Source organism: Antarcticibacterium arcticum (genome assembly GCF_007993795.1).
In the GTDB taxonomy this organism is placed as follows: domain Bacteria; phylum Bacteroidota; class Bacteroidia; order Flavobacteriales; family Flavobacteriaceae; genus Gillisia; species Gillisia arctica.
Window position 1 is genome coordinate 2310548 of sequence record NZ_CP042476.1, and the last position, 22907, is coordinate 2333454.

The following is a 22907-nucleotide window of genomic DNA, read 5'->3' on the forward strand; positions in this document are numbered from 1 at the left end:
TCCATTGGAACAGCCTCTTTTTTATTTGAGTATCTAGTTTTATTTCATTTTCTTTTTCACCGCAACTTCCTGGTATCCTTCAACTACATCGCCTTCTTTAATATCGTTGTAATTTTTGATCTGCATACCACAGTCGTAACCTTTGGAAACTTCCTTAACATCATCCTTGAAACGTTTAAGAGAGGAAAGCTCACCTGTGTAAACAACAACTCCGTCACGTATCAACCTAATACCATTGTTTCTAAATATCTTACCAGAAGTTACCATACAACCTGCAATGGTACCAATCTTGGATATTTTGAAAGTCTCCCTAATCTCGGCAGTACCTGTGATCTCTTCTTTCATAATTGGAGATAACATTCCTTCCATTGCATCCTTAAGATCATTTATGGCATCATAAATAATAGAATACAGTCTTACGTCTATTTCTTCCTTATCTGCAAGTTGTCTTGCATTTCCGGCAGGCCTTACGTTAAATCCAATTATTACCGCATCTGAAGCTGAAGCCAGCAATACATCACTTTCGGTAATTGGACCCACTCCTTTATGGATGATATTCACCTGGATCTCTTCCGTAGAAAGTTTCTGGAAACTGTCTGTAAGAGCTTCCACAGATCCATCCACATCCCCTTTCAAAATAATATTGATTTCCTTGAAATCTCCAAGGGCTATACGTCTACCAATCTCATCAAGAGTAATATGACGCTGTGTTCTTACAGATTGTTCTCTTTGTAACTGTGTTCGTCGTGCAGCAACATCTTTGGCCTCACGTTCATCCAGCATTACCCTGAACTTGTCACCCGCCTGTGGCGCGCCATCAAGACCAAGAATAGATACCGGGGAAGCAGGTCCCGCAACCGGAACATCCTTACCACGTTCATCCTGCATTGCTTTAATTTTACCACTGTGCCTGCCCGCAAGAACGTAATCTCCTATTCTAAGGGACCCGTCCTGCACCAGTACTGTGGAAACATAGCCTCTTCCTTTATCAAGGAAAGCCTCCACTACTGTTCCTTTTCCGGGTTTATTAGGATTTGCTTTCAATTCCAGTATCTCTGCTTCCAGCAATACCTTTTCAAGCAATTCTTTTACACCTAAACCTGTTTTAGCCGAGATATCCTGGGATTGGATCTTACCTCCCCAATCTTCAACCAAAAGGTTCATTTGCGCAAGTTTTTCCTTGATCTTTTCAGGATTTGCCGTTGGAAGGTCTGCCTTGTTTATAGCAAACACAATAGGAACTCCTGCAGCCTGGGCGTGGGAAATTGCTTCTTTTGTTTGCGGCATCACATCATCATCTGCAGCGATCACAATAATTGCGATATCTGTTACCTGTGCACCCCTCGCCCGCATCGCGGTAAAGGCTTCGTGACCCGGTGTATCCAGGAATGCGATCTTTTGACCACCTTCCAGAACAACCCCGTAGGCACCAATATGCTGGGTAATACCCCCGCTTTCACCTGCGATAACATTTTCTTTTCTTATATAATCCAAAAGGGAAGTTTTCCCGTGATCTACGTGACCCATTACGGTAACTATAGGAGCTCTACCTACAAGATCCTCAGGATTATCTTCTACTATTTCAGAAACTTCTTCAATATCTGCAGATACAAATTCTACTTCATAATCAAATTCACTAGCAACAATACTAAGGGTTTCTGCATCAAGTCGCTGGTTCATTGTAACCATCATACCAAGCGACATACAAGCCGAAATAATTTTTGTAACCGGCACATCCATCATCGTAGCAACCTCGCTTACAGTAACAAATTCGGTTACTTTAAGAATCTTGCTGTCTGTCTCCTGCTGTGCAAGGTCATCTTCAGATCTTTGACGGTGCTGGTCTCTCTTATCTCTTCTATATTTTGCTCCTTTTCCTTTTCCGCCTTTACCCTGAAGTTTTTCAAGGGTCTCACGAATTTGCTTTTGTACTTCTTCTTCGCTTGGCTCTTCCTTGGAAATAGCAGGTCTGGCCGGTTTTTTACCGCCTGGACCCGGCTTGCCTTTATATCCGCCGCCGGTTGCAGGTGCAGTTGTTCCGGGAGCTCCCTTCACATCTTTGCTTATTCTTCTACGGCGTTTTTTATTCTTATCCTTATCTGCTGCACTACCGGCAACAGGTTTCTTTTCATCCTTTTTCTTAACCGGTTTCTTAAACTGGGAAAGATCGATCTTCTCCCCTGTAAAGTTGGGCCCGTTAAGTTTGGTATACTGGGTTTTAATGGTAGAATCTACAGGCTCATTTTCACCACCTTCAACGGGTGTTGGAGCTGTAGTTTCAGAAGGAACAGGCTTGCTTTCTTCCTTAGCAGCCGGACTAACAGTTTCCTCTTTTGGTGTCTCTGCTGTTTTAGCGGGAGCTTCAGTTTTTTCAACCTCCGGTTTCTCCGCTGCCGGAGTTTCTGGTTTTGGAGCTTCGGCCTTTGGAGCTTCAGCCTCTTTTACTTCAGCCTTGGGCTGCTCAACTTCTTTAGGGGTTTCTTTAGGAGCTTCAGGAGTTTGATCTTCCGGCTTTTTATCAAGGTCAATTTTACCAACCTTTTTAGGGCCTTCAAGTTTTGTCCTGGCACTTACAACTTCCTGTTGTCTAACATCAGCTTTTTTCTTTTCCTCAATCTCTTTCTCACGGGCCAAACGCAATTCTTCTTTCTCCTTGCGTTTTTCCTCTCCAACTTCCTTAGATGCTACCTTTTTACTTTTGTCTGTTTGAAATTCATCAAAAAGCACCTGGTAAACATTTTCAGAGATCTTGGTGGTAGGACGCGCTTCTATGTCGTGACCTTGAGAATTTAAAAATTCCACAGCACGATCTAGCGAAATATTGAATTCACGTAGTACCTTGTTTAATCGCATTGTTTTTGCTTCAGCCATAAATTGCCCTCTAAATTACCTCTTAATTATTAGTGTATGTTTATAAAAATAAACAAATTTTATTCTTCAAATTCATCTCTCAACACCTGAATTACTTCACGTATTGTTTCTTCTTCAAGATCTGTACGACGCACAAGGTCATCCACATCCTGTTCCAAAATACTCTTGGCGGTATCAAGACCTATTTTGGCAAATTCGGCAATTACCCAATCCTCGATCTCATCGGCAAATTCCCTAAGCTCAACATCTTCTTCTCCACCATCTCTAAACACGTCTATTTCATAGCCGGTAAGCTGGCCCGCAAGCCTTATATTGTGGCCTCCACGCCCAATTGCCTTGGAAACCTCTTCAGGTCTCAGCATCACCTCAGCACGTTTATTTTCTTCATCCAGTTTAATGGAAGTGATCTTTGCCGGGCTTAATGCACGGGTAATAAATAATTGGTCGTTACTGGTGTAATTAATAACATCTATGTTCTCATTGCCCAATTCTCTCACAATACTGTGAATTCTTGACCCTTTCATCCCCACACAGGCCCCTACAGGATCTATCCTGTCATCATAAGAATCTACAGCAACTTTTGCTTTTTCACCCGGGATCCTTACCACCTTCTTAACAGTGATCAATCCATCAAAAACCTCAGGGATCTCCTGTTCAAATAATTTTTCAAGAAAAACGGGAGCAGTACGCGACATAATAATTTGCGGCTTGCTGCCTTTTAACTCAACGCTTTCAATTATACCTCTTACGTTTTCTCCTTTTCTGAAAAAATCTGAAGGGATCTGCCTGTCTTTTGGTAAAATGATCTCGTTGCCCTCATCATCAAGTAAAATGATGGCCCGGTGGCGAATATGGTGTACTTCTGCAGTATATATTTCTCCTTCAAGATCTTTGAACTGCTTATAGATATTGGTATTATCATGCTCGTGGATCTTGGCTATAAGATTTTGGCGCAATGCCAAAATAGAACGTCTTCCAAGATCTATTAACTTAACTTCTTCTGAAACATCTTCCCCAACCTCAAAATCGGGTTCGATCTTGCGGGCTTCAGAAAGCGATATTTCCTGATTTGGATCTTCCACTTCCCCATCTGCCACAACAACCCTGTTTCTCCAAATTTCCAAATCCCCTTTATCGGGATTTACAATAATATCGAAGTTATCATCTTCTCCATACTTCTTTTTCAAAGCACTCCTGAACACATCCTCCAGGATCGCCATTAAGGTTACACGATCTATTAACTTATCGTCTTTAAATTCTGAAAAAGACTCAATTAAGGCGATATTTTCCATATCAGTTTATTATTAAAATGTTATCACAACTTTAGCCTTCTCAATCTCATCAAAAGCTATATTGATTTCTTTATCTACAGTTATCTTTCCCTTTCCCACAGGCTTGGGTTCCCTTGCCTGCCAGGACAACACAATGCCCTCATCATTAACCGCGGTCAATTTTCCTTCAAATTTATTGGAATTTGCCCGGACTTCAAGATTTCTACCAATATTTTTCTTGAATTGTCGGGGAAATTTTAGGGGCTCTGATACCCCGGCGGAAGCAACCTCCAGGGAGAAATCTTCTTCTTCCCGGTCCAGATTGTTTTCTATCTTACGGCTTACCGCTATACAATCGTTTACCGACACCCCATCATCACCATCTATCACTATAAGAATATGATTTTGATCATCAATGACCAGGGAAATTAAAAATAAGGAATTGTTTTCTTCAAATGCCTCCTCCAGCAATTTTTTTACTCGCTCCTGCAACATATAAGTTATAAAAAGAGGGGACTTTTCGTCCCCTCGCTGTATTTTTTTTCGTTTCAACGCTGCAAAGATAACAAAATTTTCCCAAAATCGAAACTGCATTTAAAATGAAAATTTATTTGTAAATTTATTAAAACAATCATTTTAAAGCCCTTATCTATAAATGTTCCAGGCATAACGAGCAAGGCAGGGAACCTTAAAAATACGGGTTAATTATCTCAACTGGATTTAAAGCTAACATCTTAAAAATTACAAATGAAAAAAATACTGGTACCTACAGATTTTTCTGAACACGCAGTACACGCTTTAAAGGTTGCGGCTCAATTGGCTAAACGATATAAAGGGGAAATTTTTCTTCTCCACATGTTGGAACTGCCGCTTCAGCTTGTTGGTTCTTCCGGAAGCCCCATAGGCGGAACCAGCCAGAACCTTCCAGAGGCTTTGTACTTCATGAAACTTGCTAAAAAAAGATTTACAGAAATCATGCGCGAACCTTTCCTTGACGGGATTAAAGTTCATGAAACTGTAGAGTTTCACCAGGCTTTTGAGGGGATCATGGAGGTGAGCGAAAAATACCAATGTGATCTTATAGTGATGGGATCTCATGGAGCTTCCGGCTTTAAAGAAATGTTTATTGGATCTAATACCGAAAAGGTGGTGCGCAATTCTAATATCCCAGTTCTGGTAATTAAAAATGAACACCCCCATTTTAATGTGAATGATTTTGTTTTTGCTACAGATTGTGATATTGAAAATAAACACACCCTCCAACAGGCGCTGAAATTTGCGAATAAGATCGAAGCGAAAATGCATCTTGTTTATATTAATACGGCAAATAATTTTCGTACCAGTGAAGAGGCAAATAAATGTTTGACAGATTTTATAAAGGGCGAGGAAATAAGAGATTACAGCTTTACCGTTTGGAACGATGTAACTGTAGAGAACGGCATCCTTAATTTTGCACAGCACATTGGCGCAGGATTAATTGGAATTAGCACGCACGGCCGCAAGGGACTGGCACATTTTTTTAATGGTAGCATTAGCGAGGATCTTGTAAACCATGCACAACGGCCGGTAGTGACTTTTAAAATTTAGAAAAAGGTTTTAAGGGCACCGTCCCTAATACAAAGCCATAGAAAATTCCAAAAGGATTTTGTTTTGTCCCTTTGGGTCTCAATACTTTCCTGTTTCACATCCTCATTTATCGCATCATTTTTTATAATAAGATTTGCAAGCCTGGAAAGAAATGATTTTCTTTTCTCTTCCCCATCTTTAAGGATATTCACTTTGAAATCGCGATATCCCATCTGCATGTCACCCGAGGCCTGGCTCCTGTTGCCGTAAAAGTTATATGATAGGGATTCTATAAGCCCTTCTGTTTCTACATTCATCGCGTATTTCAGGAAAGGATTCATAGCTTCTGCTTTAATGGCAGCCAGCGACCCCCATACATGAAACTCATCCATAGAATTGCTCACATCAAAATCCCAGTTTAGGGTGAGGCGGGAATTCCCCATAAACACTGCTTTTGCTTTAATACGGGTTTTTGGGAATTGTCCGTTGCCCGGGTTAAAATTGACAAGGTCTTTAATCCCTGCCTGTACGTTCTGAAAACTTATTTCAGCCGGCGGGCGTGATTCCAACACTTTTTCCTCATAAACTATTTTTGAATTCTTTACCGTAACAGAGTCCAGCTGCAGCTTTACGCCCAGCTCCCGGAGCATTTGGCTGTACATAGGTTTTATACGGGTATCATCTGTTACCAATTTATTCCGGTAGATCTGTAAATTGGCATTTTCAATATAGGTTTGAGGGCTTTTGATCATCAAACTATCTTCATTTTTACTCCAGCCCAGATCCTGAAAAGTAATTTGATCTACTTTCAGGGCGATCCAGTCTTTTTCATAGGGAATCTGCAAGTCAAATTGTGCACGGGATAATTTAGGAATTATTCTGAATTCAGTAAGCACAAGATCTTCTTTAAGCTCGACATTCCGGACCGTAATTGAATTCCACGCATTAATTTCATAGAACAAAGAATCACTTTCCGCTTTATATGAATCATATTCAAACGGAATCAACGCCCCTTTATGTTTTTTGCCAAACAGCACCTTTTCCAGTTCAATATTTTTAATTGAAACAAAAAGTGTGTTGCTCGCCGAATCATTCTCAATTACCCGTAAACTACCACCTATTACCCGGAACTTCTTTAAAAGTAAATTTCTTTCAATCTCCTCTCCCTCAGCTACCTTTTTTACCGTGGCTGTGTCACTTTTATTTATAACAATAACCGGTGCTATTAATTCAAGGGAGCCAATTTCAAAATCTCCGGACCGTAAGTAGGAGCTGTAACTAAAATTCCTGATGTTGACCCGGGAAGCACTTAGCTTTACCCCTTGATTATTCATCAAAATATTGGAGATGGAACTGTTGCCACCCAGCACATTTACAGATATGTCATCATAGGAAAGTACCGAGGAAGGAAATTCTTTTTCCAGACCCGTGATAATTTGATCTTTTATGTATTTATTTAGTAAGTAAACAGCACCTATCCCGACTGTTATAAGCACTGCCACGAGGATAAAAAGATTTTTCCTTTTTTTCAAAAATCAGGTTTAGGCTTGTAAAATTACAAATATGAACGCCTGAGCCTGCTTTGATAAGAAACTTTAACTTAATATTCTCAAGACTTGAGGATATAGGTTAAATTTAAGTCAAATGATGAAAAACTTATTTTCTTTGGTGGTATGGGCATTATATTTGCCCTTTCCCACCGAACTAATTTATTTATGCAATGATTTTTAAAATGATCCTTAAAATAGGAATTCTGGCAATAGAAATTTTTCTTGCCGTTTATAGCCTGGCACTATCTGATAGTCTGCTGGTTAAATTCCTGTTCTTTGCTTTTTCAGCAATGATCATTGCATTTGCGGTAACCAAGGTTACAAATAAGTTGTTACCTTCAGATAAAGATTATGTTTCTACAGATCAGGAACACGAAAAATTATAAAATAATACTGTGAGAAGCGATACTGGTAAAGGCTTCTTCAAGAATTAAATCATCCGGTGAAGTCTTCTTCATCGGGTTTTGTTTTTAAAAAAGAATCATGAAGATCATTTGTATTGCCGATACTCATAATAAACACCAGCAATTACTTATCCCCCGGGAGATGTAATTATTCATGCGGGTGATTTTACAGAGGCCGGGTCTAAAGAAGAGACCATGAATTTTTTAAATTGGTTCTCCGGCCTGCCTCATACGCATAAAATACTTGTTGCCGGAAACCATGACTTTTTCCTGGAAAAACACAGCGATCGTCTGGAGCAGATTATCCCTTCCAATATTCATTATTTAATTGATAGTGGGGTAACTATTCAAAATGTAAATTTTTGGGGAGCGCCCTACACTCATGGAAATGGCACCTGGGCCTTCAATATCCAGAGTAGTAATGAAATTTTAAAACACTGGAACCTCATTCCTTCCAACACCCACTATCTCATAACCCATACTCCACCCTACAGGATATTGGATGAGCTGGATAACAAACGACACATTGGTTGCGAGCAACTCCTGCAGCGGGTAAGGTTTTTAAAAATACCTTTTCATGTTTTTGGCCATAACCATAATGATTATGGAATAGAGAGATCACAAAATACCGTGTTTGTAAATGCAGCATCCCTGGATCAAAGGTACCGCCCCATTAATGCCCCACAAATTATTCACTACAAGGATTCTTAACGTACTCTTAAAAAATTTCTTTGTACGTTAATTTAGTATTAATCTATTAAGCCTTAGGTTTTTGTTAACAAGTGTGGTACTATCTTAGCTCCTCCAATACGATAGATTATTAATTCAAATTAAAGGAATATGAGCAACTTTACCCCCGAAGTTATAATTGACGAAGTTAAAAATCTGATCTCCTACAGCCTCATTAATAAAGATGTTGATGCCCATAAATTTGAAAGTCTTCACAATGCAGTTTTGAAAAAATATTTTGATGCCAAAGACATTAAGATAAACTATATCTCACAAACCATAGATCTAAAATTGCCAATTTCCAATAACAACTATACGGGAATTACATTTGAGTGTCTAGATTTAAATAACTTTTTGCAATCCTGCCTGAAATCTGATGAGAAAAGTTTATTTTTTTACCAGAATTTACTAACCCATTATAATATAGTGGTTGCGGCATAAAATTTTACAACATTATATTTCTAAAGCCTTCACTTGTGGAGGCTTTTTAATATTACACAACTAAAGCCTACCTTCTTCCTATTAATTTTATTTCAATAAATTCATTTTTATAACACGAAATATTCCAATAAATTAACGCGGCCAAGTTATAAAATCATTTTGTTGGAGGTTTTGTAACTTCGCTTTTTGAAAATTTATTCAGTTATTATAAGCGCCAATGTTTGAGAAAGGAGAAAATTTATTTAATGTGCTGTTTGAAGCGGCTTCAGAAGGAATTATAGTAGTTGACAGCCATCAAAACATTGTTGCAAGTAATATTGCTGCCGATCAAATGTTTGGGTATGCCAAAGGGGAATTACTCAATAAGCCCCTGAATATTTTGATCCCTACCCGCTATAGAGATAACCACCCCAAACATTTCAAGGGCTTTTTACATCATTCAGAAAAACGCCAGATGGGCCATGGGCGTGACCTCTACGGGGTAAAAAAGAATGGGGACCAATTCCCGGTAGAGGCGGGCTTAAATCCATTCGAGATAGAAGGCGAAACTTTTGTAATGTCTTTAATAATTGACATAAGCATTAGAAAAGAAACCCAACGCCAGATCAAGGAATTAAACAATGAGCTGGAAGGAAAGATCCAGGTGCGCACCAGGGAGCTGGAAGAAAGCATCTCCAAACTCCAAAACCTCAACCTCAACCTGGAGCTGGAAATTAAAAAAAGAAAAGAGGCTGAAAACCGCATCAAAGCTGCCCTTCAAAAGGAAAAAGAGCTTAATGAACTTAAAACCAAATTCCTTTCTCTGGTGTCCCATGAATTTAAAACGCCATTAAGCGGGATCCTTACATCTGTAGTACTTGCAGGTAAATACAAGCTGGAAGACCAGCAGGATAAAAGGGAAAAACACTTTAATACTATAAAGAGCAAGGTACATTACCTGGATAATATCCTGAACGATTTTCTTTCTATTGAAAGACTGGAATCTGGCAAGGTGAATTATAAATACACCACTTTTGATCTTAGTAAAGTGATTAATGAGGTAGTGTATAACGCCAATGTTACGCTAAAAAGCGGGCAGGAGATTGAATACCCCCAAAATATTGATCACATAATTTTGAGACAGGATGAAAAGATCCTGGAACTGGTGCTTTCCAATTTATTGAACAATGCAATTAAATATTCTCCTGAAGACACTCTTATTAACTTTGATATTAAACTTGAAAAAGACAAAATCATCTTTATTATAAAGGATGAAGGAATTGGAATTCCAGAAAAAGACCAAAAGCATATATTTGAACGTTATTTTAGAGCCGAAAATGCCCTGCTTAATCAGGGGACGGGTATTGGGCTCAATATCGCCAAAGTCCACCTTGAAAATTTAGGCGGAAAAATTTATTTTAAAAGCAAGGATAATGAAGGTACCAGCTTTTTTGTTGAGTTGCCTCTTATAAAAGATTAAAATTAATATGAAAAAGATACTTTTTATAGAAGACGATACAGTGGTACGGGAAAATACCGCAGAATTATTAGAACTGTCCAACTATAATGTTATCACCGGTTCCAATGGCAAAATTGGAGTTGCCCTGGCCAAACAGGAGTTACCTGATATCATAATATGTGATATTATGATGCCGGAGCTTGATGGTTATGGAGTATTACAGGCCCTGGCCGAAGACCCTGAAACAAGACACATCCCCTTCATTTTTCTTTCAGCAAAAACCGAACATAAAGACATACGCCGGGGAATGGACCTTGGTGCCGATGATTACCTCACTAAACCCTTCGAAGAAGAAGAATTATTAAGTGCCATTGAGAGCAGGCTCGCAAAGGTGGCCATTCTAAAAAATATTCAGGAAAAAGAAAGCAGTTCTGCCAACCAGATAAATACCCTGAATGAATTACGGGAACTCGTTAAAAAATACGAGCAACAAAACTATAAAGCCGGAGAAACAATTTATGAAGAGGGAAAGCAGGGATTTCATTTCTATTTCATAGACCGCGGGGTGGTTAAAAGCCACAAAATGGATCAATACGGGAAGGAACTCATTACCTCAATTTATAAGGAGGGGGACTTTTTTGGAAATACTTCCTTTAACAGGCCGGCTTCTTATGAAGAATATGCCACTGCAATGGAAGACACCCGGGTATATGCTGTTTCCAAGGAAGAATTAAAGGAGATCCTTTCCAGGAACAACAAGATCACCCTGGACCTTATAGATGTGATGGGAGATAATATTTCGGGAATTAAAGAGCAATTGCTGGAAATGGCTTACGGCTCTGTACGAAAGAAAACCGCACGCACTATTTTACTTTTTTCTCAGAATATAAGAAGGCATCCCACCCAAAGCATCAGGATCTCAAGAAGTGATCTGGCCAGTGTGGCAGGAATGGCTTCTGAAACTCTTATACGCACCCTTTCTGAATTCAAAAAAGAGGGTTTGCTTGAAATTGAAGGCCGGAACATTAAACTTCTGGATGTTGAAGCCCTAAAAAAAATAAGCTAGGAAAAAAGATTTCTAAAAAATAATTACCGGGGAAAAATTTACAGGATTTTTCCCCGTTTGTTTTATAAACTCCCCGCGTGTAATATAGCAAGATGGTAGCTTAACCAGGGGCTCCGGGCGCCCGGACTACTCTTTAAAATCATTATTTCTTACCGCAATTTCTAATCATTCAATAACTGATCATAATCATTTTTTCACCCTCGCTTTCCCGGTACTTTTGCCTAGTATAAGAGATGAAAAAAATGAATATCCTGTTGCCCACAGATTTTTCAGAGAACTCCAGGAATGCCGCAGCTTATGCCCTGCAGTTTTTTGAGGGAATTCCCTGCTCTTTTCATTTCTTACACATTTCTCCTTCAACCCCGGAAAAATTAGCAAACGGCCATCAACTAATTCCGGAGGATGTCGAGGAGAAATTCGAGAACCTTATGGCGTGGATAAATGAAATTAAAAAAAACCCTGAACATCATTTTCAAATTTCCTACAAAGTCAATTACCTTATTGAAGCAGTAAGGGAAATGGTGGCCGAAAAAAATATTGACCTCATACTTATGGGCACAAAAGGAGCATCTAACCAAAAAGAGATCATTCTCGGCAAGAATACCTCAGATGTTATAATGAAGGTGAAATGTCCTGCCCTGGCAATTTCAGAAAACGCTGTTTTTAAACCTCATCAGGAAATCCTTTTTCCTACAGACTATAAGATACGATACAGCGCAAAAATGCTGGAAAGTTTTAAATCCTTTACCAATTTATCCAAAACCTCGGTAAAGATCCTGGAGTTGTATACCACAGAGAAAGAACCCACGGAAGATCAAATGATAAACAGGGAAAATTTGAAAAATTCCCTTGCTCCTGAAATTCCTGAAATACAAACCTTTTATTCACTTAAAGATTCAGATCCTAAGGTCCTTTTCAGGGCCAATAAAAATGTGGACATGATAGTGATGGCAGCCAAAAATCTCAATTTATGCCAAAAGCTTTTAAAAAATCATAACAATCATCAAATCCCATTCATTAGAAAATTACCCTTATTGATCTTGCATGATTGATATAAAATTACAAAACCTAACTCAAACTGCCCGGTGACGAACGTCCAGGGCATTTCTATTTAAACCATATGAATAAAATTAGGCAGCGGGCGCTATTATGAGCCAACTCATAAACAGGGTCATGGGTTTTATTGAATTTTGTTGTATTCAAAACTAATTATTAATTAAAACGAATGTGATATGAATAGTCTGGAAACAAGAACAGTAGCCGAGCTGGTTACAGAAAACATTAAGACCGCCCATGTATTTAAGAAATACGGAATAGATTTTTGCTGTGGTGGTGGTATTACGGTCAAAAAAGCCTGTGAGAAGGAAGGTGTGAATTTAAAGGACCTTGAAAACGATCTACTTCATGTGGAAAATGCGGTTACCGGAGGGCATAATTATAACAGCTGGCCTATTGATTTCCTTACAGATCATATTATCAATATACACCACGCTTATGTGGCGGAAAGTATTCCGCTATTATTACAATATGGCGAAAAAGTAAAAAGAGTACACGGCCATCACTACCATGAATTACATGAGATCCAGGATCTATTAATAGAAGTTGCGGGAGAATTGAGTGCACATATGAAAAAGGAGGAATTGATACTTTTCCCCTTTGTAAAAAAACTGGTTAAAGCCAAAAATGAAGGAAGTGAACTGCCCGAAACACATTTTGGAACCGTAGACAACCCAATTAAAATGATGGAAGCCGAGCATGAGGAAGCAGGCGAATTATTGAGAAGGATCTCCAAATTGAGCAGTCAATACACGCCACCGGCCGGAGCTTGTAATACTTACCGGGCATTTTATGCTAAATTAGATGAATTCGAGCAGGATCTACATCAACACATTCACCTGGAAAATAATATTCTTTTCCCTAAAACTCTTAAACTGGAAAAAGAATTAAGACAACAATAAAACTATTTCACTGTAAAAAGAATCAAATTACTGTTTGTCAAGGGGCCGAAAGGATAATTGTTTTGTTTTTGCACAGAACATATTTCAATCCGGCCTCTTTTCCTATTTTTATAAAATGGTAAAGTTAAAACAGCATACCAATATCGCCCTGGGTTATTTTTTACTGGTTGGGTTGTTGGGAATACTGCTAAGATTATTTTTCGTGACCCCCATTGCCGCTAATTTCAGGTATGTAGTTCATGCGCATTCACACATTGCCCTTTTAGGATGGGTATATATAGGAATTGTGACCCTTATTTACAAAATGTATTATACAGAGGTAGGCCATTTTAAAACATACCTTCGAATCTTCTGGTTTACAAATATCACCATACTGGGAATGATGCTAACCTTTCCCTTCCAGGGCTATGCTTTCTTGTCTATTACTTTCTCTACTCTTTTTCTAATAGCCTCCTATTTTCTGGCCTGGTTCTTTCTAACCAAAATTCCCGTTCATTACAAGGCCAAAAATTCATACCGGTGCATTAAAGCCTCGCTTATTTATCTTATAATATCCAGTATTGGCCCCTGGGCCATAGGCGGGGTAATGGCAACTTTAGGAAACACTTCCATTTGGTATAAACTATCCATATACTTTTACCTGCATTTTCAATATAACGCATGGTTCATACTAGCCCTTGCCGGAGTGTTTTTTTATATCCTGGAAAAGGCGGGCATTCTTATTCCCAAAAAAGATTTTCGCAGATTTTTTAATCTTCTGAATGCGGGTGTAGTTTTAAGTCTTTTCTTATCTGTTCTTTGGGTAAAACCGCCTGCCTTATTTTATACACTCGCAGTCTTAGGTGGTTTTTTCCAGATTATTGCCTTATATCACTTTTTTAAACTCACCGCCCCCGGCTGGAGCACCCTTCATACCCAGATGTCTCCTGTAATAAGGCTGCTGTTAAAAATTTCGGCCACCTTCCTTATTGTAAAGGTATTATTGCAATTACTCACTGCACTTCCGTTTTTCGCCGAACTTTCCTATCGCTATCCAGATTTTGTTATAGGCTATCTTCACCTGGTATTTTTGGGGGTGATTAGTATTTCACTTTTCGCATTCCTCGTTTATTTTGGTTTGCTTAAACTTAAAAAACGCATTTTCTATATTTATTTCACAGGATTTATCCTTTCTGAAATATTGATCTTTTACAAAGGAGCCGCCATGTGGTTGGGCTTGGCTTTTTTTTCAGAATATTTCCTTCTCCTGGTAAGCCTAAGCTCTTTGATGCCCATTTCAATTGGATTACTGCTTTATTATAACCTGCAATCCCGGAGATATATCTCGAAATCGCGTTAAAACTTTCAGAAAGCATTCATTTTATTATTCTCTTAACGGCAATAAAGCCTTTTATTAGGTAAATTGATATTATGAGACTGTCCGGAATATTTTATCTTATTGCTACTACCATCCTGCTGGTAGTCCTTACAGTAATGGCCTTTTATGAAGTATCCTTTTACCTCATCTTTTATCTTACCCTTATTGGGCAATTATTATTGATCTTTACAGTGTACAAGATCCTTACAGATGATTATACTACCAAGAAAAAATTTAAGGACTGGTATGAAGACCATCCAATAGGAAGGGAAAAAAGATAATAAAACTTCAATTTTTCCCCGGCTTCACATTTGGCCTTTCATAAACCTCCTAAACCCTACAAATACATAAAATACTCATTGACTGATCCTGATCATATTTTGGAAGGGGTTCATTTTTAATCTTTGCTGCCTGAAAAATTTCGTGAAGCATGAGCAGTCCTACTTGTTATCATTGTGGAGATCCTGTAAGGGATGAGATCCTGTATGATGAAAAGTCATTTTGTTGTAAGGGCTGTAAGACTGTTTATGAGATTTTTTCAACTCATGACCTTGCATCATATTATGAAATGCAACAGGCTCCCGGGGCTTCTCCCAAGGTGTCCAACGGAAAATTTGATTACCTCTCCAATGATCTTATTGTAGAAAAGCTCCTGGAATTCAGGGATGAAAAAACAGGAATTGTTTCCCTGTATATACCCCATATTCATTGCAGTTCCTGTATATGGATCCTGGAAAATCTATATAAATTACAGCCGGGCATCAATGCCTCTCAGGTAGATTTTCCTAAAAAGAACGTACGCATTACATTTGATATTAAAAAAACTTCCCTGAAGGAACTTGTAGAATTCCTAAACTTAATTGGGTATGAACCTTATATAAGTCTGGATGATTCTGAAGCGGGTAAAAAGCTTATAGACCGAAGCATTATTTATAAATTAGGCGTTTCCGGCTTTGCCTTTGGAAACGTAATGTTTTTGTCTTTTCCTGAATATTTTGAGGTTTCTGAATTCTGGCTGGACCAGTACAAAGGATTATTCCGCTGGTTGATGTTTGCATTTTCCTTACCCGTGGTGTTTTATGTATCCAAGGATTATTTTATTTCAGCTTATAAAGGGCTGCGGGCAAAGATCCTTAATATCGATGTTCCCCTTGCATTAGGGATCGTGGTGCTATTTGCAAGAAGTACCCTGGAAATTATTTTCGACTGGGGTACCGGATTTTTTGACAGCCTAACCGGACTAATATTTTTCCTTACCCTGGGAAAATTCTTTCAGCAAAAAACTTATAATTTTTTATCCTTTGAGAGAGATTATAAATCGTATTTCCCCATTGGAATTACAAGAATACTACCATCGGGACAAGAAGACAGTATTCACGTACACGAAATAAAAAAGGGGGATAAAATACTTATAAGAAATGAAGAATTGATACCTGTAGACGGTATCCTTTTGAATGGTAATGGCAGGATAGATTACAGTTTTGTTACTGGGGAAGCGAGCGCAGTAACCAAAAACCCGGGAGATAAACTGTTTGCAGGCGGGAAACAGGTTTCCGGAAGTATTGAGATGGAAGCCCTTAAAAGCGTTTCTCAAAGTTATCTCACCAAACTTTGGAGCAATTCTATTTTTCAAAAAAATAAGGAACACGCTTTTACCAGGCTTATTGACCATATAAGTAAATATTTTACCATAGTCCTGTTGCTCATTGCCTTTAGCGCTGCAGCATACTGGATGTTTTATGATGTATCTATTGCTATTAATGTGTTTACCGCGGTGCTTATTATAGCCTGCCCCTGCGCCCTGGCCATGTCTACCCCGTTTACTTTAGGAAATATGTTGCGCATCTTTGGTAATAAAAAATTCTACCTTAAAAACGCCGGTGTAATTGAGCAGCTTGCAAAAGCCAATGCGGTGATCTTTGACAAAACAGGTACCATCACCTCAAATAAAAAAAGCAGTATTAATTATGAAGGAATTCTCCTTTCCCCAGATGAAGAAAGGCTTTTAAAGACCACTTTGAGATCTTCCAACCACCCTTTAAGCAGAACGCTTTATGAACTTCTGGCCGAATACGACATAGTTCCTCTTGATGCATACTGTGAGACGGTTGGCCAGGGAATAACAGCCAGCCATAAAGAAAGTACAATAAAAGTAGGTTCCCCTGCATTTGTGGGAGAATCTTTAGGAACTACTTCCCTTAATACGGCGGTACACATAAGTTCCAACGATCAATACAAAGGGAAATTCATCTTTTATAACGAATACCGTGAGGGCGTGTCAAAGGTTTTCAAAGATCTTGAAGAATTATATTCCCTAAGTATTATCTCCGGTGATAATGAAGGAGAAAAAGAGCGCCTGAAGGAACTGCTGCCTGCAAAAACCCATTTCATGTTCAACCAGAAACCAAAGGATAAATTAAAGTATATAAGTTCTCTGCAAGAAAAAGGAATGACAACCATAATGGTGGGCGACGGCCTGAATGATGCCGGTGCATTGGCCCAAAGTGATGTTGGAATTGCCGTTTCAGAAAATGTAAATGTTTTCTCCCCCGCCTGTGACGCTATTCTGGATGCTTCCAAATTTGACAAATTATATCAATTTATAAAGGCTTCCAAATCTTCCGTTAACGTTATAAAAGTAAGTATTGTACTTTCGTTTCTATACAATATCGTAGGTCTCTATTTTGCTGTCACGGCACAATTATCACCCATTATAGCAGCTGTTTTAATGCCCTTAAGCTCTATAAGTATAATAATATTTGCCACTTTGTGCACCAACCTTATTGGAAGGAAGATAAAATAATTCCTTTACCTTCCATCCTCCTTTCTAATTCCACTTGTTGGAGACTTCTCAACATATAACAAAATTTTATACATATTGGGAATTAAATGTTTTAATTTCCTGTTTGAAAAAGTTTTTTGCATCACAGGGATGCTGTATTTTTCAAATATTTATTATTAAAAAATGTCCATGAAGATCACAGTAAAAGCCTTACCAATAGAGGAAATTATAGAAGACCTTTCCAGGCAATTTAACATACCTATTAAAAAAGATAGCGGGGAGCAAATACTTGAATTGCCTTCACAACTTGGTGAAGGCTATATAAGGGGTACGAGCTTTGATTCCGGGATTGGAATTATTGATTATAACTTTACCTTCTTCAAAGATTTTGAGCTGCTGTTCTCTGTAAATAATACCCACCCGTTAAAATTTATTTTTTGTTCGGAAGGGCGTGTAGATCATACTTTTGAAGAGGACCATGAAATGAATACCATAAATACGTTCCAGAATGTAATTGTATCCAGCAGTGGAAACAATGGGCATATTCTGAATTTTAAGGCAAATGAAAAAGTTCATGTCTCCAGTATTGAGATAATAAGGGCAAAATTCAGCCACCGGAATAATTATGATTTTGAAGGTCTGGACCCTGTTTTAAAAGAGATTTTCCGGGATTCTCAAGCCGAAAAAAAATTCTTCTATCAGGGAAATTACAGCATTAAGGCTGCCGATATTGTGGATGAGATTAATGAGAAAAAACTTTTGGGCTTCCTTAGATCGGTGTTTGTAGAAGGAAAATTATATGAAATGCTTGTTATTCAAATCGCCCAGTATATGGATGACCAGAGGGAAGATCACCTCCCGAAGATCCTGCGGCAAAAGGATATTGAAAATGTAAAAAAAGCCATAGAGATCGTAAAAGCGAACCTTGATACCAATCTAACAATAGATTATCTCGCCAATGAGGTAGGTACCAATGTGAATAAACTTCAGGAAGGTTTTAAATATATGTTTGAGCTTACTGTAAACAAATATATGCAGCAACTTAAACTGGAAGCTGCAAAAGAAATGCTGGAATCTACAGATAATAACATCTCTCAAATAGTGAATTTAATTGGACTCAATAACAGAAGTTATTTCTCCAAGATCTTTAAAGAAAAATACCATGTGAGCCCAAAATATTTTCTGCGCTCTACCGCTGAGAAGGATACACCAGAAGATGAAAATTAAGCCGGGTTCCTTTTAAAATTCAGGCACTTCAGGATTTTTTATTTCAAAAACTCACTGAAAGACAACTCCTTCCACGCATTTCCAGTTGTACATTACAATTGGCAAAAAAAAATCCTAATCGCTGTGTAGCCATTTTGAACCTACCTGCAGGCATATCTCTTACTGCAATATTTAATATCTTTAAGACAAAATATTCCTGATAATGGTGGACAAGAGAAACGAGCATATTGTAATTATTGGTGGTGGTTTTGCGGGACTTTCAGTCGCTAAGAAACTGAAAAAATATCCCGGCCGGGTAAGTATTATAGATAAATCCAATCACCATCTTTTCCAGCCACTTCTATATCAGGTAGCAACTGCCGCACTTTCCCCGGGGGATATAGCAGCTCCAATTCGAGCAATTCTTGGTAAACATTCCAGGGCGAGGGTATTACTGGGAGAGGTGGAAAAAATAGATTCAGGAAACCATTCTCTTTCCCTTACAGATGGCCGAATTATTAATTATGACAAACTCGTCCTGGCACCGGGGGCAAAATATAACTACTTCGGAAATGACGATTGGGAAAATAATGCTCCGGGGTTGAAAACAATTGGAGATGCACTTAAGATAAGGGAAAGGATCCTGCTTTCTCTTGAAGAAGCAGAGCAAAGGGAAGAACCCTGGCTTCGCAAAGCATTTCTCACCTATGTAATAATTGGCGGTGGCCCTACCGGGGTCGAAATGGCCGGCGCTATTGCCGAGATTGCCAGGCGCAGTATGCGGTATAATTTTCAAAACCTGAAGGAAGAGGAAATCCGTATTTTTTTAATAGAAGCCACGGGAGGTATATTAAATGGTTTTCCGGAACCTTTAGGCGACAAGGGAAGAAAAATGCTGGAGAACCTGGGAGTGAAAGTACTTACTAATTCCCCTGTGACAGGTATCGAAAAAAATAAAGTCTTTTTGAAAGATGAGGTCATTGAAACCGCCAATATAATTTGGGCAGCGGGAATAAAAGCCCCGCCACTTCTTGATTCGATCCCGGCTGAAAAGGATAGATTGGGCAGGATAATTGTAAATCAGGATCTTAGCATTCCCAATTATCTCGATATATTTCTTCTTGGCGATGCGGCGCATTATAAAGATGAAGCCGGGAATCCATTGCCCGCGCTTGCATCTGTAGCCAGCCAGCAGGGTGAATTCCTGGGAGAAATTCTTGCCGGAGGGCTCCCCACAAACGGCACCAAACCGGTTTTCAAATATGTAGACAAAGGACAAATGGCCACCGTGGGAAGAGCCAAAGCAGTTGCAGATATTAAAGGATTTAAATTCAGCGGATTTTTTGCCTGGTTCTTATGGTCGGCCGTTCATATCCTGTTGTTGATAGGGTTTCGCAACCGACTGCGGGTTTTCATTGAATGGATGTGGAACTATTTTACCTTTAAAAGAGGGGTCCAGTTAATTACAGATCGTGCCGATTGTAAATAAAAGAACCCTTCTTATTGGTACCTAGTTTTTTATCTTGCTAAGGAAATCGCGTAAGATATACTGCAGGATTCCCCCATTCTGATAATATGCCACTTCAATGGCAGAGTCCAGACGGGAAATAGCGTCAAATTCAAACTTATCTCCAGATTCTCTTTCGGCAGTTACTTTAATAATCTTACCCGGGGTAAGGTCCTCTCCTATTCCTGTGAAGGAAAATTTCTCTTTTCCTGTGATCCCAAGGCTTTCGGCATTCTGCCCATTTATAAATTCCAGCGGAAGAACCCCCATTTGCATCAGGTTACTGCGATGAATGCGTTCAAAACTCTCCGTTAGAACCACCTTTACCCCCAATAAATTGGTACCCTTGGCTGCCCAGTCCCTGGAAGAACCGCTACCGTATTCTTTTCCCGCGATTATAACCAGAGGAGTTTTATCCTTTTCATATTTCATTGCGGCATCATACACCGTCATAGTTTCATTGGTAGGAAAATAGGTGGAATACCCCCCCTCCTTATCTGTAATCCTGTTTTTTATTCGAACATTCGCAAAAGTTCCGCGCATCATTACTTCATGATTTCCACGACGGGAACCATAGGAATTGAAATCTTTTTGGTCAACTCCTTTGCCCTTTAAATATTTTCCTGCAGCCGAACTTTCTTTAAATCCACCGGCAGGAGAAATATGATCTGTTGTTACAGAGTCACCCAAAAATAACAGCACTCTTGCGTTATGAATGTCTTGAGGGGGCTCAGGATCTTCACTAAGATCTTTAAAGAATGGAACCTCTTTGATGTAAGAGGAATTCTCTTCCCATATATACTGGTTCCCTTCAGCAGTTGGAAGCTTTTGCCATTGCTCTTCTCCATCAAAGATCACATCATACACATCTTTGAAATCCTCAACCCTCATACTGTCCTTAATTGTTTGGTTGATCTCCTCCTGAGTAGGCCAGATATCCTTTAGGTAAACCGGCTCCCCGTTGGGATCAAATCCAAGCGGGTCATTTATAAGATCAATATCTACCCGGCCCACGAGGGCATACGCCACCACAAGCATGGGAGACATTAAAAAGTTCATTTTTACCTGGGGGTGTACCCGGGCTTCGAAATTCCTGTTACCCGACAGGACCGAAGCTACCACCAGCTCATTTTTGTCTACCGCCTCGGCAATATGAGGAGGCAGTGGCCCGCTGTTTCCAATACAGGAAGTACATCCATATCCCACGGTATGAAACCGCAGGGCATCCAGATCTTCAGAAAGCCCCGACCTGTCCAGATAGGTAGTTACCACCTTGGATCCCGGCGCAAGGCTTGTCTTAACCCAGGACTTGGTTCTTAAACCACGGGATAAGGCTTTGCGGGCAACCAGACCTGCCCCAACCATTACCGTGGGATTAGAAGTATTGGTACAACTTGTAATAGCAGCTATAACAATGCTCCCATCGCTCAGCCGGTATTCAGCGTTTTTGAATTTTATTTTTACAGACCGTAAATTGTTGGGGTGTTCAACCTCTGCCTCCGGCGAGCTGTGTTTCTCCTGTTCGGTATACTCAGTTTGAGAACCACCCTCGGCAAGCCACCGGTTTTCCTGCCGGTCTGGCACCGGCACATAGCCCCTGGAGAATTCATCCTGTAATAGGTCTATGAATTTAGTATTAAGTTCCTCTACAAAAATTTTATCCTGTGGCCTTTTTGGCCCTGAGACAGTTGGCCTTAAACTGCTAAGGTCGAGCTCGGCAACTTCAGAATATTCTATGGCTTCATTTCCTGTACGCCATAAAAGATTCTCTTCACAATAATTCTTTACCAACCGTATTTGTTCAGGAGTACGGTTGGTTTTTTGCATATAATCAAGAGTTTGGTCATCTATTGGAAAATAGGTGACGGTACAACCAAATTCCGGAGACATATTAGAGATGGTAGCCCTGTCTGTTACCGTTAAATGATCCAGGGCATCTCCAAACACCTCAACAAATTTGCCTACAACTCCCACATCGCGCAATAGGCGGGTTATGGTAAGCACCATATCTGTAGCGGTACAGCCCTGCGGGATTTGCCCGGTCAATTTTAGTCCTACCACCTGAGGACAGGTAAAATATACAGGCTGTCCTAACATAGCTGCTTCGGCCTCAATTCCTCCTACACCCCAGCCCAACACCCCAATCCCGTTAACCATTGGAGTATGGGAATCCAGCCCAACCAAACTATCGGGAAAAGCCCAGCCATCGCGTTCTATAACCCCTTTAGCCAGATATTCAAGATTTACCTGGTGACAAATTCCCATTCCGGGAGGTACCACTGTAAAATTATGAAGCCCTTTTTGTCCCCATTTTAAAAGCTTGTAGCGTTCACTGTTGCGCTCATACTCCTTTTCAACATTTTTACCTTCAGAATAATCTGTTCCGAAATAATCCACCTGTACTGAATGATCTATTACCAGGTCTACGGGAATTACAGGATTGATCTTTGTTCCATCCCCTCCTTTGCGTATAACCTCTGCCCGAAGGGAGGCAATATCTACTACGGAAGGTACACCGGTAAAATCCTGCATAAGAACGCGGGCAGGTTTAAAAGGAATTTCCTTATCTGTTCCCGCGGCATTCCATTGCGTGAGGGTTTGCAAATGCTCATCTGTAATGGCAAATCCATCGTGGTTTCTTAAGACGTTTTCAAGAAGGATCCTTATTGAGAAAGGAAGACGATCGATATTAACACCATCCTCCTGCAATTTTCTAAGGGAAGCAATTTCATAATTCATAACAGGTAATTTTAATAAGTAT

The 22907-nt window shown here is 39.4% G+C and carries 18 protein-coding genes; 13 read left to right on the top strand and 5 right to left on the bottom strand.

What is annotated here, in order from left to right:
• Nucleotides 1–39 precede the first annotated feature (39 nt).
• The 3 genes from infB to rimP are packed head-to-tail and all read right to left on the bottom strand — an operon-like array spanning nt 40 to nt 4637.
• Nucleotides 40–2871, bottom strand: coding sequence for a translation initiation factor IF-2 (gene infB / locus FK178_RS10420; protein ID WP_146834578.1), 2832 nt, complete (start codon nt 2869–2871; stop codon nt 40–42).
• Nucleotides 2872–2930: 59 nt separating this feature from the next.
• Entirely contained in the window at nt 2931–4163 is a 1233-nt protein-coding gene (gene nusA / locus FK178_RS10425) for a transcription termination factor NusA (RefSeq protein ID WP_146834581.1), read from the bottom strand.
• Nucleotides 4164–4175: 12 nt separating this feature from the next.
• A complete protein-coding gene (rimP, locus tag FK178_RS10430) occupies nt 4176–4637 on the bottom strand; it encodes a ribosome assembly cofactor RimP (protein WP_146837593.1) in 462 nt (153 codons plus the stop codon).
• 252 nt (nt 4638–4889) lie between these two features.
• Here rimP and FK178_RS10435 point away from each other — a divergent pair, with 252 nt between their 5' ends.
• A complete protein-coding gene (locus FK178_RS10435; protein WP_146834584.1) occupies nt 4890–5729 on the top strand; it encodes a universal stress protein in 840 nt (279 codons plus the stop codon).
• Here FK178_RS10435 and FK178_RS10440 read toward each other — a convergent pair.
• The gene (locus FK178_RS10440) at nt 5726–7240 is read right to left on the bottom strand and encodes an AsmA family protein (protein ID WP_146834587.1); all 1515 of its coding nucleotides are present in this window, start codon (nt 7238–7240) and stop codon (nt 5726–5728) included. The two genes, FK178_RS10435 and FK178_RS10440, sit on opposite strands and share 4 nt — an antisense overlap.
• 200 nt (nt 7241–7440) lie before the next feature.
• Between FK178_RS10440 and FK178_RS10445 the strand changes: the two genes are divergently transcribed.
• From FK178_RS10445 to FK178_RS10500, 12 genes are all read left to right on the top strand, one after another.
• Nucleotides 7441–7644, top strand: coding sequence for a hypothetical protein (locus FK178_RS10445; RefSeq protein ID WP_240793816.1), 204 nt, complete (start codon nt 7441–7443; stop codon nt 7642–7644).
• Between the two features lie 213 nt (nt 7645–7857).
• On the top strand, nt 7858–8373 hold the full coding sequence (locus tag FK178_RS10450) for a metallophosphoesterase family protein (RefSeq protein WP_240793817.1): 516 nt from the start codon (nt 7858–7860) through the stop codon (nt 8371–8373).
• A gap of 129 nt (nt 8374–8502) precedes the next feature.
• Nucleotides 8503–8832 carry a hypothetical protein gene (locus FK178_RS10455; protein WP_146834594.1) on the top strand — a complete coding sequence of 110 codons (330 nt, stop codon included), beginning with the start codon at nt 8503–8505 and terminating at the stop codon, nt 8830–8832.
• Nucleotides 8833–9049: 217 nt separating this feature from the next.
• A complete protein-coding gene (locus tag FK178_RS10460) occupies nt 9050–10291 on the top strand; it encodes a PAS domain-containing sensor histidine kinase (RefSeq protein WP_146834597.1) in 1242 nt (413 codons plus the stop codon).
• Nucleotides 10292–10298: 7 nt separating this feature from the next.
• A complete protein-coding gene (locus FK178_RS10465; RefSeq protein ID WP_146834600.1) occupies nt 10299–11336 on the top strand; it encodes a response regulator in 1038 nt (345 codons plus the stop codon).
• Between the two features lie 233 nt (nt 11337–11569).
• A complete protein-coding gene (locus FK178_RS10470) occupies nt 11570–12388 on the top strand; it encodes a universal stress protein (protein WP_146834603.1) in 819 nt (272 codons plus the stop codon).
• A gap of 180 nt (nt 12389–12568) precedes the next feature.
• Entirely contained in the window at nt 12569–13294 is a 726-nt protein-coding gene (ric, locus tag FK178_RS10475; RefSeq protein ID WP_146834606.1) for an iron-sulfur cluster repair di-iron protein, read from the top strand.
• A gap of 115 nt (nt 13295–13409) precedes the next feature.
• Nucleotides 13410–14633: a hypothetical protein gene (locus FK178_RS10480; RefSeq protein ID WP_146834609.1), complete on the top strand. Its 1224-nt coding sequence runs from the start codon at nt 13410–13412 to the stop codon at nt 14631–14633.
• 71 nt (nt 14634–14704) lie between these two features.
• Nucleotides 14705–14932 (top strand): hypothetical protein, encoded by a 228-nt coding sequence (locus FK178_RS10485; RefSeq protein ID WP_146834612.1) that lies wholly within the window; start codon nt 14705–14707, stop codon nt 14930–14932.
• A 149-nt stretch (nt 14933–15081) separates the two neighbouring features.
• Nucleotides 15082–17454, top strand: coding sequence for a heavy metal translocating P-type ATPase (locus FK178_RS10490; protein ID WP_146834615.1), 2373 nt, complete (start codon nt 15082–15084; stop codon nt 17452–17454).
• Between the two features lie 168 nt (nt 17455–17622).
• Complete coding sequence (locus tag FK178_RS10495) at nt 17623–18660, top strand: helix-turn-helix domain-containing protein (protein ID WP_146834618.1); 1038 nt, start codon at nt 17623–17625, stop codon at nt 18658–18660.
• A 202-nt stretch (nt 18661–18862) separates the two neighbouring features.
• Nucleotides 18863–20128 (top strand): NAD(P)/FAD-dependent oxidoreductase, encoded by a 1266-nt coding sequence (locus FK178_RS10500; protein ID WP_168194586.1) that lies wholly within the window; start codon nt 18863–18865, stop codon nt 20126–20128.
• Between the two features lie 21 nt (nt 20129–20149).
• On the opposite strand, the gene acnA is transcribed toward FK178_RS10500, so the two are convergent.
• Nucleotides 20150–22885, bottom strand: coding sequence for an aconitate hydratase AcnA (acnA, locus tag FK178_RS10505; RefSeq protein ID WP_146834621.1), 2736 nt, complete (start codon nt 22883–22885; stop codon nt 20150–20152).
• Between the last annotated feature and the right edge of the window lie 22 nt (nt 22886–22907).

Coding starts and splice junctions, on each gene's coding strand:
- infB (WP_146834578.1), bottom strand. CDS start 2,871: ATGGCTGAAGCAAAAACAATGCGATTAAACAAGGTACTACGTGAATTC.
- nusA (WP_146834581.1), bottom strand. CDS start 4,163: ATGGAAAATATCGCCTTAATTGAGTCTTTTTCAGAATTTAAAGACGAT.
- rimP (WP_146837593.1), bottom strand. CDS start 4,637: ATGTTGCAGGAGCGAGTAAAAAAATTGCTGGAGGAGGCATTTGAAGAA.
- FK178_RS10435 (WP_146834584.1), top strand. CDS start 4,890: ATGAAAAAAATACTGGTACCTACAGATTTTTCTGAACACGCAGTACAC.
- FK178_RS10445 (WP_240793816.1), top strand. CDS start 7,441: ATGATCCTTAAAATAGGAATTCTGGCAATAGAAATTTTTCTTGCCGTT.
- FK178_RS10450 (WP_240793817.1), top strand. CDS start 7,858: ATGAATTTTTTAAATTGGTTCTCCGGCCTGCCTCATACGCATAAAATA.
- FK178_RS10455 (WP_146834594.1), top strand. CDS start 8,503: ATGAGCAACTTTACCCCCGAAGTTATAATTGACGAAGTTAAAAATCTG.
- FK178_RS10460 (WP_146834597.1), top strand. CDS start 9,050: ATGTTTGAGAAAGGAGAAAATTTATTTAATGTGCTGTTTGAAGCGGCT.
- FK178_RS10465 (WP_146834600.1), top strand. CDS start 10,299: ATGAAAAAGATACTTTTTATAGAAGACGATACAGTGGTACGGGAAAAT.
- FK178_RS10470 (WP_146834603.1), top strand. CDS start 11,570: ATGAAAAAAATGAATATCCTGTTGCCCACAGATTTTTCAGAGAACTCC.
- ric (WP_146834606.1), top strand. CDS start 12,569: ATGAATAGTCTGGAAACAAGAACAGTAGCCGAGCTGGTTACAGAAAAC.
- FK178_RS10480 (WP_146834609.1), top strand. CDS start 13,410: ATGGTAAAGTTAAAACAGCATACCAATATCGCCCTGGGTTATTTTTTA.
- FK178_RS10485 (WP_146834612.1), top strand. CDS start 14,705: ATGAGACTGTCCGGAATATTTTATCTTATTGCTACTACCATCCTGCTG.
- FK178_RS10490 (WP_146834615.1), top strand. CDS start 15,082: ATGAGCAGTCCTACTTGTTATCATTGTGGAGATCCTGTAAGGGATGAG.
- FK178_RS10495 (WP_146834618.1), top strand. CDS start 17,623: ATGAAGATCACAGTAAAAGCCTTACCAATAGAGGAAATTATAGAAGAC.
- FK178_RS10500 (WP_168194586.1), top strand. CDS start 18,863: ATGGTGGACAAGAGAAACGAGCATATTGTAATTATTGGTGGTGGTTTT.
- acnA (WP_146834621.1), bottom strand. CDS start 22,885: ATGAATTATGAAATTGCTTCCCTTAGAAAATTGCAGGAGGATGGTGTT.